The organism is Clostridium sp. SHJSY1 (genome assembly GCF_031626875.1).
Classification (GTDB): domain Bacteria; phylum Bacillota; class Clostridia; order Clostridiales; family Clostridiaceae; genus Clostridium.
The window spans coordinates 1-18139 of the sequence record NZ_JANDMF010000004.1; the positions used below are offsets into that span (position 1 = coordinate 1).

The window sequence follows — 18139 nt, forward strand, 5'->3', positions numbered from 1 at the left end:
AAGAAATTTCGTATAACATATGTATAAGATAATTGTATTTCTCTCTCTTTTATCTTAACTACATTATACGAGAATATAAGAATACTACCATATATATGGTGAAGAATACTACCATATATATGGTGAAGAATATAAGAATATTTCCATATATTCTTCAGAATATACATATTTTATAACAAAAAAGATCATCTCATATAAAAATAAGAGACGACCTTAATATAGTTATGATAGATTCCTTGCTAACAATTCTTCAATTTAGTTGTGACACTTCAGCGTAGCATCACTACTGTCACATAACCGAAGGCTCGGTTTTTAATGTGCACAGTAGTGATAGCGCAGCGAATTGCGCACAACTTGATGATGTGGACCTGACAATTCTCCACTATGGCGCAACACCACAGTATAAAGGCCAAGGAATCTATTTATAATTCAACTTGTTTTCATTATAACAAATAAACAAACAAATTTCAACAATAAATTATTATTTTATCAATATTTTTTACATAGTTTTTCGAGTTTCTTATAAGAAATATCAGAAATAATATAATCATCTTCTTGTCTGTAGTTCCATAAAGTCCATTATATGATTGAATACCAAATTCATTAAAACCTGATTCATTTACTTTAATCTCAGTATTATCTATCATTATCTCTTATCCATTTTTTTATTATCCTAATAAATTATTTCCTGCTTCAATTATTTTGGCATATCTTTTAGCATTAACACTCTTAACCCATGATATCATTCCACTTATTTTACTTAAAGTACTTGCTGGTACTTCTTTTCCTTCTGACTTAAGCTTATTAGCATTATAAATTATAGCTCTTAAAGTTTTAATCCACTTTTTTGGAATTCCAACCTCATCATTATTTATAACAATACCAGTAACAGCTTGACGGTTATGTTTTCTAAGAAAGCGTGTCTTCTTTCTATTGATTGTAAGTCCCTCATCACATGCTATCCTAGAAATTAATCCCATAAACTTTCCAATATTCAAATCATAGTTTTCCTCAGCAAAACTAAAACTCATGTCATCTGCATATCTTGTATAAACACAATTATATTTTGTAGCAAGTCCACTTAATCTTTTATCAAGTTTCATACAAATAATATTTGTAATCATAGGACTTGCAGGTGAACCTTGTGGTAAAATTCTATCTGAAGTTTTAACATACTTCACTTCATCCCTAACTTCTATTGGCATACGTTCACAATATGTACATATCATTGATAATAAAGATGCAATATAACCTGAATATCCAAAAGATTTAAACATTCCTCTAACCCTTTCAAAGGTTATGCTTGGAAAGAAATCTTGAAGGTCCATATTTATTAATAATGCTGTATTTTCTCCATATGCTTTATCTGACATATGAGCTTTTGCACCTGAAATAACTGATTTTCCTTTTAAAAATCCATGTGTATAATCTGATACAGAAATCTTTGTCAAAATTTCTTCTAAAATAGTCTTTTGAGCATTTTTTAGCATTGTTTTTGGTGCTGCTATGTTACGCTCTCCACCCTTTTTCTTTGGTATAGTATATCTATGATAATGATCTATAGTAACTACATCCCTATGATAAACAAGAAATCTTAGTTTCTTATATTCAATCCCAAGAAACTCAGCTAAATCCTTATCATCTTTCACAATAGGCAAATCCTGTAATCTTAACTTTCCTTCATCATTTTCTTTGTCATGTAATAAACTAGAATAACCCTTCCCAATAAATAAAATTTTCTCAGCCTTCTCTTTTTTCCACGCTTCAGATTTTTCTATTCTTTCAAGAGCATTTTTCTCTTTTCTCTCTTTACGTCTTGCAATTGACTCTTCCATAATAGTTTTAGCTACATCTTGTCTTATTTTTTCATAATCCCAAGTTTGATTATATTTCTTCTTAAGGTCAATAAGTTTTTCATTTATCTTATCTTTTTCTTTATATAAGTTAGTAATCTGTTCACCTATTTTTTCATATTCCTTTATCAATTCTTTTCTATGTGCATAATCCTCTTTGGTTTCATTAGCTTGTCTTTCATAAGGTGTTGGTAGATTCTTTGGCCAAAATCCATATTCCTGCATTTTAATCAAAGTAAATTCTTTTTTTCCTATTTCATTTACTTGTGACCTATAATCTTGTCTATTATTTGTTGAATTTTCTCTATTCTCCATCATAATATTGTCTCCATAATATCATTTATTTTATATTCTCTATCCACTTCTAACTTTAACTTTGTAAACTTTGAAGAAATCAAATATAAAGTAAGAATATGTGCACAAGGTGCTGAAATATTTCTAGGTCCTTTATTGAATTCTTTACATTTACATTTTACCCTAGAAATTTGCCCATCTTCATCTATTACAATTTCTGTTTTTGTTAAATCATGCTCTCTACTATAATCTTCTGTGCCTTTAAAGTTCCAATTCTTATATTTAGGATTAGGTATTTTAAATGAGTGATTAAAGACGAACTCATTATTCTCTGTAAATTTAACTGAAAAATTATCCATGCTCTCTTTCATAAGTTCTTGAACTTTATATTCCATTTCTGTTGTTTCATATAATTCCTTTGGAATTTCAGTACTTAGAAGCCTTCTAAATCTTACAGTATCATTTATTGCATCAAAATATCCCTCACCACGTCTTAAAAGCATACCTACTCCTGCTTTATTTACAGTTTTGGAATCTTCTTTTATATTTTCATAAATCTTATCCAAAGATAAACAACGTTCTTCTTTCATTAATTCATAAACTTTATTATAGTTTCCATCACCTATAAATCCACCTATGATATTAAAGGCAGTTCCTTTAACCCAGTCATTAGAAGACCATGATGAGAACCCTATAGTCATCTTCATACCTCCAAGATCAGCAATAATAAACTGTGGCATACCAAATCCAAGCAATCTTATTTTAAAGGATTTTGCCAGTGGAAGTATTTTTTCTATTACAAGCCATCTCCTCCTTCCCCATATCTTTTCTTCTCTATACTTTTCACCATTATAAATTGCTTTTAAAGTAAGTTCAGTTCCAAATGGCTCAAATACTATTCTTATAGCATTTCCTGGATCTAATATCCACTTCATATATCTAGGCCCTTTTTGTTCTTTATGCCTTCTTAAAAATGAACATATATCATAAATATCTATAGGAGCCAGTTCAAGGTCAATTCCCCCTAAACTCGCTGCTGAAGAAACTTGATTAAAACCCTTAATCCAAGTTTCAGGCAAATCTATTTTCTTTTCAACATACTCTGGAATTATACCTGTATCTACAGTGAATCCTCCTGGATTTACAGATAATTTAACATCATTATATGTTCGAAATCTTTGAATTTCTTTAGCTAACTTTGCTGAAAAGTCTATATTTGTTGTCCCAAGAGATGGCTCTTGAAGAAGTTCAAATTCATTCATATCAATTGATAAACATCCATAAGTAGATTCATCTAATGAAAAGGCTTCAAAGGAAACTTGATCTTTATGTACAGTTATTACTGGATCAAGTACAAACCAAAGATCTAAATCCCTTTCTCTTATAAATTTCCAAAAATCTCTTTCAAGTTTATAATAATCCTTCCATGCATCATGACTATCAATTTCTTTTTTCATCTTATTTTTTACATCAATAAGCTTGTATATTTCAGAATTTTTATCATCTAATTTATTTAAAACTTCATTGATATCTTTATTTAAACTTTCTCTAATTTCTGGTAAATACTCTTTATGCTCTAGAACTCGTCTTTCTATCTCAGTATCAAGCCATTCAAAAAACTCAACTCTTTCTTTTTTCTTTACACTAGAATCTGAAATAACAATTTCACGAAGCATAAGCATTGCATCTCTAAAAAGAAGAGGATTTTTTAACTTTCCTAAAAAAGATACTTTTTCATCTCTAGAAAGATCCGGGCTAAGTCCAAGTACCTTATCATTACCTTCATTCATACACATAGATGGGCTTGCATATTTATAATTAACCTTCAATTAAAACAACCTCCTTTCTGATTTTTGCTAAAGTGGTAAGTGCTCTTTCTGAATCCACAATTATATTTGAACCTCCAATATCTAGTAATATATTTTGTACTTCCTCTAATTTATCTTTATATTCACACAAAAATCTTGGGATAACTTTATATAGGTTATCTTTGCTTCTGGATATTTTATTAGGAAGAAATATTATGGTCTTTAAATAATACATAAAAAGCTCTTTATCTCCATTTCCTAAATTATTAAGTATTTCATCTGTCTTATTTGAAATATAAGATTTAACTTCACTAGATGTGTGTTCAAGCATTTGAATTACAAAGTCTGCCGGAATTAAATCACTATATAATTCATCTAACTTTTTAAGACCAAAAGAATATACTTTATTTACAGGTGAATCAATAATAATACCATGTAATTCTTTTCTCTTATCCTCTTCCATGTTCTCAAATATTTCCTCTGCTCTTTTATTAAGTAAAGTTATATCTGATTCTAGCATAATCAATAAAGTAGAATTTCTATTACTTAATTCCTCTGTATTTACCATAAATGCATCAGCTAACATATTAATCATCTTTGAAGATCCTGTTTCTAATATGCTTATAATTTCAGAATCAGATGGCAAATTCTTATTTTGGATTGATTCTAATATAGAAATTACTTGTCTACTTCTTTGAGAAACTCTACTACCCTTTGATTCAATTTTAATTGAATTAAGTACATTTTCTAATTCTTCATATGAGATAGAAAAAATAATTTCTTCAATCAACTCTTCTATCCAAACCTCTATTCTTCCAACATTAAACATTTCGGAAATCATACTTAATATAAAATCTGCTTTTTCAACTTCTGAAATTTCTTCAATTTTACCAGTAGATAAAGATAATATATCTTTAATTTCTTTAGATAAACTAATATTTAAATCTCTGAATTTTTCACTACTCTTAATGATAGTCTTTACAAAGTTACAATAATCATTATTTTCTAATGTAAATATGCTTTCTTTAAAGATATTTATCCATATATCAATATTATTTAAACATATTAGATTCACTATATCATCAGATGAAAATGCTCCCTCTGTTTTCTCAAAAAATCTTCTAGCTATCTCATGATTTTCTTCTATTGAACTAGCCATTAATGAAATCATTATTACTGAATCAAAAACAGTTATGGAATGCAACTTTTTATAAAGTTCTTCTTTAAACATATCCACAAGTGGCTCATATGAACCTTCTGTTAAGGAAACTAATTCTTTAATAGACATAGATTCTACTAACTCCTTAGTCTTCTCAGATTCCTTTAAAATATAATAACACCCTTTTAATACTGGATTAATTTTAGCCATAGTTGCAATCTCTAATACATCTTTTAGATGATTGTCCCAAATTTCTTTCTTAAATTCATATCTTCCACTAAGCTTCATCAATTGATCGTTAGCCATCCAATTTTGTCTTTCATACCAACTTTCCCAACTTGTTGGAGGTTTTTCTTTAAAATCATAATATAAATAATATTTTAATAACTCATTAAATTGAAAGTTACCAGGAAATTTACATACATAATCATACTTGGTATAACTTGTTAAAAGGGTTTTCATAGCCTCTATGTATTTATCTGGATCATTTTCTGCATAAGAATTGATTATTCTTTTTATATACCTTTTATAGTACCTTAATTCTTTAGTTTTTGAATTTCCTCTAAAATAGTAATTTAATCTTGGTGCATCTAAATAGTAGGCAATTTTTCCAACAACATCTGCTAATCCATATATTTCTGCTTCTTGGATTACATTTTTTAATGCAATACTATTTAATACAACCCCATCACTATATGCACTTATCTTATAACGTTGCTTTCTTCTTACCGTTATCCATTTGCCTTGGGAATAATCATATCTTCCAATATTTTCACTAAGTAAACCTTGCAAAGCATATTTTCTATAAGCAGCACCTTCTAATATCTTTCCTTCAGGAATTTCCTTGTTATTTATATTTAGAATATGTAAATCTATATCTGATAAAGAATCTTTTATTAATATTTTTCTCTCAGCTTTTAATTCTTCATTAAAAGTTGAAATATAAATTCCAGCACATCTCTTCACACCATTTGCATAGCTTTCTTCTGCCCAATTAATTTCATTTTCTAATATTACCTTTGCTTCTTCAACTAATATATCATTATTTCTTTTAGCTAATTGTAAAAATAATCCACTTACAAGTTCAGTACTCCCTACTTTTAAAATTAATTCATATATATTTTTTGAAGGATTCATTCCTATTAATTCATTTAATGATTTCTTTCTAGTATAAAGATTTGAATCACAAAAGATACTATAAAGAATTTGATAATATTCACTAGATTCTTCATCCAATTTTAAAATTTCATTAGGATGTTTTGCTATTGTAAAATCAGCAAAGCTAATATTGTTTTCTTCTAGTATCCTTATGTAGTCCTCATAAGAGTTTGATTCAAAATATGGCAATATAACTTGCTCTTCTTCATTCAAATTTTTGAAACTTTTAACTATATACTCCTCATTTTTAGACCAATAATTTATTATTCCTGTTTTATAATACATTTTAGGCAATTCTTTATTTCTATTATAATAGTAATAATCTTCTACAATTCTAACAGCTTGAAATGCTGGTAAATGATCTTTTTTTCCTTTAAATACAGCATAGCTTGTATATTTAACATCATCTTCTAAAACATTACAAATAGACATCTCATTACTTTCACTACTTTTATATTGATGTTCTCCATAAAGTATTAAAAAGCTAGGATTATTATTCTCATCATACCCCCATAAAATAACATTTCTAAATGGATTATATTCTTTTTTCCATATTCGCTTCCTTTCTTTTGATTTCTCAATTAGGGTATCCTTTTTTAATTCATTTTTATTTAACTTCTCTTCTCCACCACTTGTTAGTGCCGAAAAAATTGATTTTAAAAACTTTGACATAATAGTAAACCACCTTAATTTTTTTATTTTAAAAGTTACTTAATCAAAATTACCTATATCTTTTCTAATAATATAAAATAATTCTATCATCAAAAGCTAAAGTTTCCAATAACATTTTCGACAATAATCGGTTATATTGCTTTTTTTTAAAGTCATTTTTTTAATCTTTCAAGTCTTTTTCGAATTTAAAAATATATTTATGTAAAAAATAATAATTTTCCTTGATATTTTACGCTAAAATATACTAGATAAACGTTTTTAAAATTAAAACAAAAAGCAAAAAATCCTCAAAAATTATTTTTGAAGATTTTTTGCTTTATTTTTCACATATTTTCTAAAGTTATTTTATATAAAACTTTAATTTACTTAATATTTTTAATTCTATTAGGCTTAGCTTTTGGTTTAATCACCACTTTTTTACCAGACTTCTTAGGTCCACCTGTTTGTTGAATATCTAAATACCATGAAAAAAATGTAACTACAAGTATCATTATACCAACATTTATATAAATATTTGTAAACTTTCCATACCATTGAACAATAAGCCCCACAATAGCTATAACCAATGGTATATATTTATTTATTCTTATTTTTGGAAAAACAAATTTTTTAAGCAAAGCAATTATTCCCATCACTATTACAAACATAATTACAAGAAATATTATACTTACTAGTGTATTCATACTATACCCTCCTATTAACTAACTCTACTTATAATATTAGATTATAAATTGTAGTTTTTCAAGTATTTATCCTTTATTTATAATAATATTATTTCTAAATACTTGCAGCTTTTAATATCTATATTAAGTTAATTCCAGGAATTATTTTACAATTTTAAAAACTAATTTCATTGTTTCTTAACGATATAGCAATAATATTTTTGTTTTTTTTATAATTATTCATTTTTTTCTTTAAAATTCTTATAATATTTGATAGAATAATATTAATGATTCATTAAAGAGGTGATAATATGACTGAAAATGTAACGCTTCAATTGGACGAGTTAGATCTTCAAATTTTAGATTTACTTATTAAAGATTGTAGAACTCCATATTTGGAAATAGCTAGAATATGTCATGTGAGTGGTGGAACTATACATGTTCGTATGAAAAAAATGGAAGATTTAGGTATTATTAAAGGTTCAAGAATTCTTCTTGACCTTGGAAAACTTGGTTATGATGTTTGTTGCTTTGTTGGAATTTATGTGGACAAGGCATCATCATTCAATACTGTAATAGAAGAAATGCAAAAAATTGATGAAGTTGTAGAACTTCATTTAACAACAGGTGATTATTCCATGTTTGCAAAAGTTATTTCAAAGAATATTCATGATTTACAAAATGTATTGCTAGAAAAAATCAATAATATCTCAGGAATACAAAGAACATATACTTTTGTATCTTTGTCACAGCCAATTGATAGAAATATTACATTATAATATTTGCATAAAAAAACATATTCCGGATATACTAAATATTGTACATATAAAGGAGCGTGTTTTTTATGAAACTTTTAAGCAAAATTGCTTTTATTTTAGTTTTGATTGGCGCTATAAATTGGGCACTTGTCGGATTTTTTAAATTTGACTTGGTAGCCATACTATTTGGAGAAATGACAATGCTTAGCAGGTTAATTTATGGGCTTGTTGGTATTGCAGGTTTATATTGTATTTCATTTTTCTCAAAGAAAGAATTTAGAAGCGCACATTGAAGCTAATCATAGCCATTCTTTATAAGATTGGCTATTTTTTTATTCAAAACTAAAACCCATATATAAAATTAAGTTTTTTTTAAGCTTTTCTTTAATTAAATATTATTAAAACTATTGTATAATATACTTAATAATTAAAAAGGAGGTTACTATGCAATTAATTCATTTTTCAGATTACGGTATTTATAATTTATTTTTTTATTATATTGTTTACTCTTTTCTAGGCTGGTGTGCTGAAGTAGGATATGCATTTAAGAATCAAAAGAAATTTGTTAATAGAGGCTTTTTACATGGACCTCTTTGTCCAATATATGGAGCCTGCATATTATCTGTAATATTATTACTTAACGAATTTAAATACAGTAATATATTTCTTTTACTGTTATTTGCAACATTTTTCACATCATTAATAGAATATCTTACAGGTTTTCTATTAGAAAAGTTATTTAAAACAAAATATTGGGATTATACAGAAGACCCTTTTAATCTTCATGGGAGAATTTGTTTACATTTTTCACTAATGTGGGGAGCTGTTACAATAGGAATAGTTAAGGTGATTCACCCTATTGTAGTTAATATTATAAATTTAATTCCTGACATTTTAAAACCAGCATTATTTTTTACATTAATTCTATTTGTGATTGCTGATTTCTATTCAACACTTAAATCATTGATAAATTTCAGAAAAATAGTTTTTATATTTCAACCAAATGGTTTGTTAGGAAATAAATATTATTCATTTATTCAAAATTCAAATTTTGAAACAAGAATCAACGAAATTAAAGAAAAACTTTTTAAATGGAAAAATAAACGTTATTAAAAAGTGTGGATTTGTAATCCACACTTTTTATTTATAAACAAGGAATTCATTATAATTTTTTTATACTTAATCTATTATAATTTCTTTATCTCTTCAAATAATTCTAAGGCTGCATCTCTAGGCCCTGTTTTTTCTTGTCCAGATACCCCAAGACAAGTCTTTATTTGTCCAACTTTTACCTCAGCTTCTTTAAACATTGCATCAAAATATTTATCAATTAATGCATCTGTTTCTTTTTCTTTCTGAGCAGGTCCAAATGGATTTGCAAAAAAAGATTCTACTAATCCTTTTTCTGTAGTTGTTCCTTTTGCCATTCTAGCTCCAGCCCTAAATACTTTAATAGCATCTACTGGTGCATTAAAATACTCAAGAGACTTTCCATTTTCATCAACTTTAGTATAGTTATTTGCATAATAAAACAAATCTACTGGATATCCTTTAGTTATTACATTATATGGAGCAACTGGAGTTACAAGTCTTGCATTTATTTTATCTGGATTCATAAAAATACTTCTATCAATTTCCTTAAATGCATAACCTTGATCTAAATCATCAAGCCTTACAAAAGCACCAATTTCAGTACCATATCCAACTATCTTTCCATCTTCAAGCTTAAATGTTCCCATATCATCAAATATTATACTCATGTCTGAAATATAGTCTTCACTCAATGATCTAAATGCTTCTAAACTTTCCGATTTACCAGCACCACTATCACCCATGATAACAACATTTGCTGTCTTCCCACTCTTTAGTGTTAAATTAACCATAGCTCCATGTATTGGCAAGCATCCTCTTTTAATCATTATAAGATTATGAAGAGTTAATGTCATCTTTTTAATGTATCCAAAGTAATCAATTTTATCTGAATGATTTACATATCCTAACATAATATTATTTTCATTATCATCATAGAAGACTGTTTTTAATTCTTGTCCATCTGTAGCCCCATACACATAGACAATATCTGGCTTCCTTCCTCTACATTCTTCTTTTCTTGCCATTTCAAATAAATTACATAAAGTAATTCCATGTTCCATAAAATCTCTATGGAAATATATATATGCTAATAATTCTCCAACTTTTGCAGGATAGCAGAACCAATGATCTTTATTTATATTAGCATCCTTTAAAGGATTTTCAAAAACTTCTGTAAACATTCCATCCCTTGTATTTCTTTTTGGATAAGTTATAAAAGGTGCTTCTAATAATATTGAATCTACAAAAGGAATATCCTCCAATACTTCATAGTTTTTTGGAATTGGCCATACAAGTTTATTAATCATAATAGACGCATTTCCACCTGCTGGAAGTTCTCTAAACACTTTAGGCACTACTCCTAAAACATTTTTTTCAATTTTCCTATATAATGATAATATCAAATTGGAAAATCTATCATTCGCTTCTGTAAAGCTCATTGCAGCTAATCCTTGCGCAACTCTTCCACTATGAATTAGTGTATATCTTTCAAGTCTTCTCCAAAATAAATAAAAATCTTCAACTACACGAATAAAACTCTCTTTATCTGATAATAATTTTTCAAATTTAGGATTTGTCTCTACAATTTCTCTTGCACTCATAACAGTTAAACATTTAAAAACTTTTGCTAGGTTTTTTCTAATACTTTCAATATCATCTTCTTGCATTACATTACTTAAATAAGTATAAGAAAGATTCTTTTTTTTCTGAGCTTGTTTTAGGTATACATCTAAAACCCTTCTAAATCCTTCACTTTCTAACAAACTTTCAAAAGTCTTACAATACTTTGCTGTAAAATTAATAATGATTTTATCATTACTAATCGAGAATTCTTTTCTCATTTAATTTTGCCCCCTTATGATTTTTCCTTTTAAATAATTACATTTGCTTAATAACAATATACACATTATAGCATAGGTTTTGCAACTTTCAAACCTTCACCTCTTCATTTTCAAGGGTTTTTTTAATCTTTTTCCACATGTAAACCTTATCACTGAAAGTTGTTTCTTAAATATGAAGGATTTCATTTTATGAAATCTCTTCATATTTAGTACAAATTTCTTGATATAATTTATCAATAAGCATCCTTTCTTCCTCTTTTGATAAATTTTCAGTATCAATAGGTTTTCCAAATATTATTTTTACTTTTCCTTGTTTGAATTTTTTATTATCTTCAAAGCATGCAGATGTTCCATTAATGGCAAATGGTACAATCTTGGCTTTTGATTTAGTAGCAATTTTTATGCTTCCCTTTTTAAATTCCTTTATTTTTCCATCTTTACTTCTAGTCCCTTCTGGAAATATTGCAAAGTTGTATCCATCTTTTATCCTATCAATTGCTATATTCATAGCTTTCAACCCTTCTCTAGCATTACTTCTATCCAATGTAACACCCTTTAAATTAGCAATCCAATATCCTATAACAGGTACCTTTAATAATTCTTCTTTTGCAACGAAATCTACTGTTCTACCTATTGTATGCCTTATCACAGGTATATCTAATATACTTTGATGATTTCCCATGAATACACAAGTACCCTCTGGTATATTTTCTTTTCCTATAACCTCTATATCAATTTTCAGCATCTTTATAGTGAAATCGCTAAAGCCTGAAAAGACCTTTTGCCCATACTTCCATGCTTCCTTATCCCCTTTAAATTTTTCAATAAAATACCTCTTTACACCTCTAATTCTCATCCAAATCATGTACATCACATATAAAATTATTCTTAAGTACAATTTTTATCCACCTTTCTAATAAAGTCAAACCTATTATATTATTACAACACAATATATGCAACTAAAACTATTTTTTCTTACATTGTATATTTGCAAAACTTATGGCTAGTATATTAATGTTTAAGGAGATTAAAATGAAAAAGAAAATATTTATACTAATCTATATATTATTTATTCCAATGACTGCTATATGTTGCGAGCATGATAAAATTAATTTAGAAAACTTATCACAAAATATTAATGTTCATTTTATTAATGTAGGTCAAGGAGATTCTATTTTAATTCAAGTTAACAACAAAAATTTATTAATCGATTCTGGGCCAAAGGATTCTAAAAAAAATATAATTAATTATCTTGATAATTTAAATATAAAAAAAATAGACTTTTTATTAGCAACTCACCCTCATGAAGACCATATTGGGAATATGAGTGAAATAATAAAAAAATATGATATAAAAACCTTTTATTCACCTAAAGTTATCAGTACTACCAAAAGCTTTGAATCTATGATTGATGCATTAAAAAGTAAAAATTTAAAAATTAATATATTAAAAGCTGGATCATCTTCAATAGATTTAGGCGAAAACACTTCAGTTTCTATATTTTCTCCTAATAAAGATAAATATATGAGTGGTAATACTGAAAATCTAAACAATTACTCACCTGTAATACTAATTAGATTTGGCAAAAATAAATTTCTATTTACAGGAGATGCAGAGAAGGATGTAGAAAAAGAAATATTATCATCCAATATAGATATAAAAGCAGACATTTTAAAACTTGGCCATCATGGGTCCTCAACTTCTACGTCTGAAGAGTTTCTTAATGCTGTTAATCCGTCAATAGGTGTTATAAGTGTAGGAGAGGATAACTCCTATGGTCACCCCCATAAAGAAGTCTTAAATCTATTGAATTCTAAAAAAATTAAAATCTTAAGGACAGATATTGATGGAGATATAATACTTTCATCAGACGGAAAAAATATATTTCAAGTAAATTAAAGGAGTTGCTTAAATTGCAACTCCTTCCTATCATAATTTTATACTTTTCTTGAAGAACATTTTTTTGAGCAATCACTACAATTACATTTTCCTTTTGAAGAACTTTTTATATTTTTTGATATAATAAAGATTGCTGCTACTATAATTACACCTGTAATTAAAATCTCCATAAAGTCACCTTCTTTTTTAGATAATTAAACTACCTATTCTAAACACTAAAAATGATACTACCCAAGCTAATACTAATTGATAAAATACAGAGAATAAAGTTAACTTGGTACCATATTCTTTTTTCATAGTACCTATTACTGATACACAAGGTGTATAAAGCAATATAAATACCAGGAATGCATATGCTGATAAAGCTGTAAAATGAGCTGATAAAGTTACTCCTAAATCACCAGCAAATATTACTTCCATAGAAGCTAAAACCGTTTCTTTTGCTAGGATTCCTGAAAGCAGAGAAACCGCTGATTGCCAATTACCAAAACCCAAAGGTGCAAGTACTGGTGCAAGTACTGAACCTATATTTGCTAATATACTTTCATCAATATTTTCAGTCATTCCTGAAAAATTAAAGTTAGATAGCACCCAAATTACTACACTCATTGCAAATATTATTGTTCCTGCCTTCTTGATAAATCCCTTTGCTTTATCAAGAGTTTGCTTAATTACTGATTTAAATTCAGGCATTTTGTATTCAGGAAGTTCTATAATAAATGGCTCTTCATCTTTTTTAAATAATGTATTTTTAAATAGTATCCCTATAAAAAATGCAATTAATATTCCTAATATGTATAGAGATGCTACTACAAGCCCTTGGTATTCTGAAAAGAAAGCTGCTGCAAAGACTGTATAAACTGGAAGTCTAGCATTACAAGACATAAGAGGAACAAGCAACGCAGTAAGTTTTCTATCTTTTTCACTTTCAAGAGTTCTTGCAGTCATAATTGCAGGAACAGAACAACCAAATCCTACTATCATTGGTATGAAAGCTTTACCTGATAATCCTATCTTTCTCATGAATTTATCCATTAAGAATGCAACTCTCGCCATATATCCGCTATCTTCTAAAATAGTTATACATATAAATAATGCTAAAATTACTGGAAGCAATACCAATATTCCTCCAACACCAGATATAATTCCATCTACAATCAATGATTTAAACCAATCTGATGAATTAACAAGCAACTCCCTTACCCATGGCATAAATGAATCATTTAGCAATCCATCTAATAAATCTGATAAAGGTTGTCCTATCCATGAAAAAGTTATCTCAAAAGTTAAGATCATCATAAGTATAAATATAGGATATGCAAGCCATGGATTTAATAAAATTTTATCAACCTTATCTGAAAGAGATATTTTATTTTTATCTTCTTTAACTTTACACTCTAATAGTACTTCTTCAATAAAATTATATGCATCTTTCTCACTTTCAAAACTAAATTTCTCTCTATCATTTATATTATTATCATTCTTTTCTTTTAAACAATCTATTAATTTATCAATTCCTATGTCCTTTGCTGCTGATATTGGTATAACTTTTACATTTAATAATTCACCTAACTTTTCATAATCAATTATAATCCCTCTGTTTTCAGCTATATCAACCATATTAACAGCTAGAATTATAGGTTTATTAAATTCCTTTAGTTGTGTAGTTAAATATAAATTTCTATCAAGATTAGTTGCATCAACAATATTTAATATTAAATCAACCTCATCCTGTTTCAAGAAATTTTTAGCTACTTTCTCTTCATTAGAAAAAGTGTCCATAGCATAGATTCCAGGAAGATCAACTACTTTTATATCTTCATAGTATCCTTCTTTTTTATCTACTGTTACACCAGGCCAGTTACCAACATATTGTTTTGAACCTGTAAGTTTATTAAATAATGTAGTTTTCCCTACATTTGGATTTCCAAGTAATGCTATTGTTGTCATTAGGGCCCCCTTTAGTTATGAATAAATATATTTTTAGCATCTTTCTTTCTAATAGCTAAATCAAATCCTCTAAGATTAATTATCATAGGATCTCCTAAAGGAGCTTTTCTTTTTAACAATACCTCTGTCCCTTCTATACATCCAAGAGCTGAAAGTCTCTTAGCTAACTTTTCATCTCCACTTACCATTTTTACTACTCCAAATTCGCCTATTTTTAAATCACATAGACACATGTTATCACCTCGTATTGAAAATCATTATCATACACTTATAATATCATCTTCTTTCACTTAAGTCAACTTTTAGTATAATTGTATTTAAACTTTCATACTATTCCTATTTGTAGTATTAATGGTATAATAAAATGAAACTTAAACTATAATTAAAATAAATACACTATTTAAATACTTATGTTACCTAGATGTGACTTAAATTTATTGAAGAAAGTTGTGGTATTATGATAATTAGAGAAAATACCCTAAAGGTTAAATCTTCAGGCAAATATATTCTTTGCCATGATGAAATGAATTTTTCACCTAAAGATCTAATTTTCTTTGATTTGGAGCATTATGTCTACAAAAAGCCAAAATGTATAGGAGTATTTGGTGCCTGTATATTTGATGAAAAAAGAAATGAACTTCATGTGACTCAATATATGATAGAGAATAGAATGGAATCTATTGATATTCTATATTTAGCTAAAAAATACTTCATAAAGATGAAGCAAAAAGAAAAAAAAGCCATAGTTACTTTTTCAGGAAATAATGATTTTAGCGTTATCAATTACCTATTCCAAAAATATGGTATAGACTTTGATTTTAAGACAGAATTTGCCTCTGTAGATATTCAAAAAGAGTATGAAAGAGATAAATCCACTTCAATAGGACTTAAAAATCTAGAAAAAGTTTTTGGGATAATACGAGAAAGTGAAGTAATGAGTGGTTCAAATCTAGCTAAAACTTTTCATAAAGTTATGAAGGATAAAGACTATGTTAGTAGAATGCCTAAAGAAAAATTAGAGAATATTTTATTATACAATGAACAAGATGTAGTAAACCTATATCACATTTTTATCAACTGGAAGCAATATATTTATGATGATATCTCTGAATCAAATGAAGATATATCAGAAGCAGAAGAATCATCAGATGAAGAGCTTGATCTTTCTGATACAAATGAAATTTAAAGTTTGTTCATTGTAAGAACACCCCCTTAAAATAGAAGTACTATTTTAAGGGGGTGTTTCTTTTAGTTATTTAACCATATTTCTTTTCTACATCTCTTCAACAACTTCTATACCTATAAGTTCAAGTGCATTCTTAATAACTTGACAAGTTGCTTTTACTAAATTTAATCTAGTTAATTTTAAACTTTCATCATCAAGGTTCAATACTGAATGAATAGTATAGAATTTATTAAAGTCTTTCGCTACATCTATAACATATCTAGTTAATACTGATGGTTCTAATTTATCTAATGAAATAAGAATATATTTATTAAACTTTTCTAAAGTTTTAACTAATTCAAATTCTTCTTTAGAATTCAGTTTAGAATAATCAACTATACCTTTTATTTCCCCAGCTCTTCTTAAAATACTATTCGCTCTTGCATATGCATACTGTACATAAGGTCCTGTTTCACCTTCAAACGAAAGTATTTCTTTCCAATCAAACACTATATCTTTCTCTCTTGAATTCTTAAGATAAGTAAATACTACTGCACCTACTCCTATTTTTTTTGCTACATCTTCTTTGTTTGCAAGATCAGGATTTTTTTCATTCATTATTTCTAAAGTCTTTTCAACTGATTCTCTTAAAAGGTCATCAAGTAATATTACTTCCCCTTTTCTAGTTGAAAGCTTTCTATCCGCAAATTTAACTAATCCAAAGCCTACATGAACACAATCCTTAGCCCATTCATTTCCTGCAAGTTCTAACACTTTAAATACTTGTTTAAAATGCAATGCTTGCGGAGTTCCTACAACATATATGCTCTTATAGAAATCATATGTTTTCTTTCTGTACATCGCTGCAGCTAAATCTCTTGTTGCATATATTGAAGCTCCATCACCTTTAAGAACTATACATGGTGGCATGTTATAATCATCAAGCATAACAACTTGAGCTCCATTACTCTCTACTAAAAGCCCTTTGTCTTTTAATGTATCTACAACTACATCCATCTTATCATTATAAAATGCTTCTCCAGCATAAGAATCAAATTCTACACCTAATATTTTATAAACTCTTTCAAATTCCTTTAAACTTAAATCTCTAAATCTCTTCCATAAAGCTTCTGCATCTTTATCTCCATCTTCTAAAGCCTTAAAATATGCTCTTCCTTCATCTTCAAGTTCTGGATTTTTTTCAGCTTCATCATGAAATTTTACATAAATTCTTAAAAGTTCTTTTATAGGATCTTCTTCTAAAGCTTCTTCATCTATCCACCTATGATAAGCAGATATCAGCTTACCAAATTGAGTTCCCCAATCACCAAGATGATTTATACCTATTGCATTGTATCCTTCTTTTTTAAACATCTTATATAAAGAATGACCTATTGCTGTAGTAAATAAATGTCCAACATGAAATGGCTTTGCAATATTAGGTGATGAATATTCAACACATACAGTCTTTCCTTCACCTACATTTGAAGAACCATAATTCTCTCCGTCTGACAATACCTTCTCTATTGTATTCTTAGCAAATACACTTTTATCAGCAAAGAAATTAATGTACGGTCCTAAATTCTCAATTTTTTCAAATCCTTCACTATTTAACTTATTCTTTAATTCTTCTGCTATCATGTTAGGAGCTTTTCTCATTGTTTTTGCAAATTGAAAACATGGAAAAGCATAATCTCCCATTTCTGGTCTTGGTGGAATTTCTATTAATTTTTCAATTTCTTCTACATCTAATTCTACTTCTGCACTGATTAATTCAGCAACTTTCTTTTTATAATCCATAAAATCCTCCTAAATATATAAACTTACT

At 27.7% G+C, this 18139-nt stretch carries 16 protein-coding genes; 5 read left to right on the plus strand and 11 right to left on the minus strand.

The genetic code is table 11. The annotated features are described in order from the left end of the window. Positions 1-467 precede the first annotated feature (467 nt). From NNC19_RS03485 to NNC19_RS03505, 5 genes are all read right to left on the minus strand, one after another. On the minus strand, positions 468-647 hold the full coding sequence (locus NNC19_RS03485; RefSeq protein ID WP_310937224.1) for a hypothetical protein: 180 nt from the start codon (positions 645-647) through the stop codon (positions 468-470). Between the two features lie 21 nt (positions 648-668). After that, positions 669-2171 carry a reverse transcriptase family protein gene (locus NNC19_RS03490; protein WP_310937225.1) on the minus strand — a complete coding sequence of 501 codons (1503 nt, stop codon included), beginning with the start codon at positions 2169-2171 and terminating at the stop codon, positions 669-671. Beyond that, entirely contained in the window at positions 2168-3976 is a 1809-nt protein-coding gene (locus NNC19_RS03495; RefSeq protein WP_310937226.1) for a hypothetical protein, read from the minus strand. Before NNC19_RS03495 ends, NNC19_RS03490 begins: the two co-directional genes overlap by 4 nt. Next, positions 3966-6944 (minus strand): hypothetical protein, encoded by a 2979-nt coding sequence (locus NNC19_RS03500; protein WP_310937227.1) that lies wholly within the window; start codon positions 6942-6944, stop codon positions 3966-3968. The genes NNC19_RS03495 and NNC19_RS03500 overlap by 11 nt, the downstream gene beginning before the upstream one ends. 362 nt (positions 6945-7306) lie before the next feature. Next, on the minus strand, positions 7307-7627 hold the full coding sequence (locus NNC19_RS03505; protein ID WP_310937228.1) for a hypothetical protein: 321 nt from the start codon (positions 7625-7627) through the stop codon (positions 7307-7309). Between the two features lie 290 nt (positions 7628-7917). Here NNC19_RS03505 and NNC19_RS03510 point away from each other — a divergent pair, with 290 nt between their 5' ends. The 3 genes from NNC19_RS03510 (at position 7918) to NNC19_RS03520 (ending at position 9477) form a co-directional block, all read left to right on the plus strand. Further along, positions 7918-8385: an Lrp/AsnC ligand binding domain-containing protein gene (locus NNC19_RS03510; protein WP_310937229.1), complete on the plus strand. Its 468-nt coding sequence runs from the start codon at positions 7918-7920 to the stop codon at positions 8383-8385. 65 nt (positions 8386-8450) lie between these two features. After that, positions 8451-8657, plus strand: a complete 207-nt coding sequence (locus NNC19_RS03515) for a DUF378 domain-containing protein (RefSeq protein ID WP_310937230.1) — start codon at positions 8451-8453, stop codon at positions 8655-8657. A 151-nt stretch (positions 8658-8808) separates the two neighbouring features. Further along, positions 8809-9477 (plus strand): putative ABC transporter permease, encoded by a 669-nt coding sequence (locus NNC19_RS03520; protein ID WP_310937231.1) that lies wholly within the window; start codon positions 8809-8811, stop codon positions 9475-9477. A 74-nt stretch (positions 9478-9551) separates the two neighbouring features. Here the strand turns inward: NNC19_RS03520 and NNC19_RS03525 are convergent, their stop codons facing one another. Further along, positions 9552-11297: a phosphoenolpyruvate carboxykinase gene (locus NNC19_RS03525; RefSeq protein WP_310937232.1), complete on the minus strand. Its 1746-nt coding sequence runs from the start codon at positions 11295-11297 to the stop codon at positions 9552-9554. A 187-nt stretch (positions 11298-11484) separates the two neighbouring features. Next, a complete protein-coding gene (locus tag NNC19_RS03530; protein WP_310937233.1) occupies positions 11485-12195 on the minus strand; it encodes a lysophospholipid acyltransferase family protein in 711 nt (236 codons plus the stop codon). 134 nt (positions 12196-12329) lie between these two features. Between NNC19_RS03530 and NNC19_RS03535 the strand changes: the two genes are divergently transcribed. Further along, a complete protein-coding gene (locus NNC19_RS03535; protein WP_310937234.1) occupies positions 12330-13196 on the plus strand; it encodes a ComEC/Rec2 family competence protein in 867 nt (288 codons plus the stop codon). 38 nt (positions 13197-13234) lie between these two features. On the opposite strand, the gene NNC19_RS03540 is transcribed toward NNC19_RS03535, so the two are convergent. The 3 genes from NNC19_RS03540 to NNC19_RS03550 are packed head-to-tail and all read right to left on the minus strand — an operon-like array spanning position 13235 to position 15379. Next, on the minus strand, positions 13235-13366 hold the full coding sequence (locus tag NNC19_RS03540) for a FeoB-associated Cys-rich membrane protein (RefSeq protein ID WP_310937235.1): 132 nt from the start codon (positions 13364-13366) through the stop codon (positions 13235-13237). Between the two features lie 16 nt (positions 13367-13382). Continuing rightward, positions 13383-15146, minus strand: coding sequence for a ferrous iron transport protein B (feoB, locus tag NNC19_RS03545; RefSeq protein WP_310937236.1), 1764 nt, complete (start codon positions 15144-15146; stop codon positions 13383-13385). Positions 15147-15157: 11 nt separating this feature from the next. Next, the gene (locus NNC19_RS03550; RefSeq protein ID WP_310937237.1) at positions 15158-15379 is read right to left on the minus strand and encodes a FeoA family protein; all 222 of its coding nucleotides are present in this window, start codon (positions 15377-15379) and stop codon (positions 15158-15160) included. Between the two features lie 224 nt (positions 15380-15603). Between NNC19_RS03550 and NNC19_RS03555 the strand changes: the two genes are divergently transcribed. Then, a complete protein-coding gene (locus NNC19_RS03555) occupies positions 15604-16332 on the plus strand; it encodes a ribonuclease H-like domain-containing protein (RefSeq protein ID WP_310937238.1) in 729 nt (242 codons plus the stop codon). Between the two features lie 87 nt (positions 16333-16419). Here NNC19_RS03555 and argS read toward each other — a convergent pair whose 3' ends face one another. Next, positions 16420-18111 carry an arginine--tRNA ligase gene (argS, locus tag NNC19_RS03560; protein ID WP_310937239.1) on the minus strand — a complete coding sequence of 564 codons (1692 nt, stop codon included), beginning with the start codon at positions 18109-18111 and terminating at the stop codon, positions 16420-16422. Between the last annotated feature and the right edge of the window lie 28 nt (positions 18112-18139).

What these genes read in the sequence shown, in the direction of transcription:
- NNC19_RS03505 (WP_310937228.1), bottom strand. Translation starts at nt 7,627, where the DNA reads ATGAATACACTAGTAAGTATAATATTTCTTGTAATTATGTTTGTAATA.
- feoB (WP_310937236.1), bottom strand. Translation starts at nt 15,146, where the DNA reads ATGACAACAATAGCATTACTTGGAAATCCAAATGTAGGGAAAACTACA.
- NNC19_RS03520 (WP_310937231.1), top strand. Translation starts at nt 8,809, where the DNA reads ATGCAATTAATTCATTTTTCAGATTACGGTATTTATAATTTATTTTTT.
- NNC19_RS03535 (WP_310937234.1), top strand. Translation starts at nt 12,330, where the DNA reads ATGAAAAAGAAAATATTTATACTAATCTATATATTATTTATTCCAATG.
- NNC19_RS03515 (WP_310937230.1), top strand. Translation starts at nt 8,451, where the DNA reads ATGAAACTTTTAAGCAAAATTGCTTTTATTTTAGTTTTGATTGGCGCT.
- NNC19_RS03510 (WP_310937229.1), top strand. Translation starts at nt 7,918, where the DNA reads ATGACTGAAAATGTAACGCTTCAATTGGACGAGTTAGATCTTCAAATT.
- NNC19_RS03500 (WP_310937227.1), bottom strand. Translation starts at nt 6,944, where the DNA reads ATGTCAAAGTTTTTAAAATCAATTTTTTCGGCACTAACAAGTGGTGGA.
- argS (WP_310937239.1), bottom strand. Translation starts at nt 18,111, where the DNA reads ATGGATTATAAAAAGAAAGTTGCTGAATTAATCAGTGCAGAAGTAGAA.
- NNC19_RS03550 (WP_310937237.1), bottom strand. Translation starts at nt 15,379, where the DNA reads ATGTGTCTATGTGATTTAAAAATAGGCGAATTTGGAGTAGTAAAAATG.
- NNC19_RS03490 (WP_310937225.1), bottom strand. Translation starts at nt 2,171, where the DNA reads ATGATGGAGAATAGAGAAAATTCAACAAATAATAGACAAGATTATAGG.
- NNC19_RS03525 (WP_310937232.1), bottom strand. Translation starts at nt 11,297, where the DNA reads ATGAGAAAAGAATTCTCGATTAGTAATGATAAAATCATTATTAATTTT.
- NNC19_RS03485 (WP_310937224.1), bottom strand. Translation starts at nt 647, where the DNA reads ATGATAGATAATACTGAGATTAAAGTAAATGAATCAGGTTTTAATGAA.
- NNC19_RS03540 (WP_310937235.1), bottom strand. Translation starts at nt 13,366, where the DNA reads ATGGAGATTTTAATTACAGGTGTAATTATAGTAGCAGCAATCTTTATT.
- NNC19_RS03555 (WP_310937238.1), top strand. Translation starts at nt 15,604, where the DNA reads ATGATAATTAGAGAAAATACCCTAAAGGTTAAATCTTCAGGCAAATAT.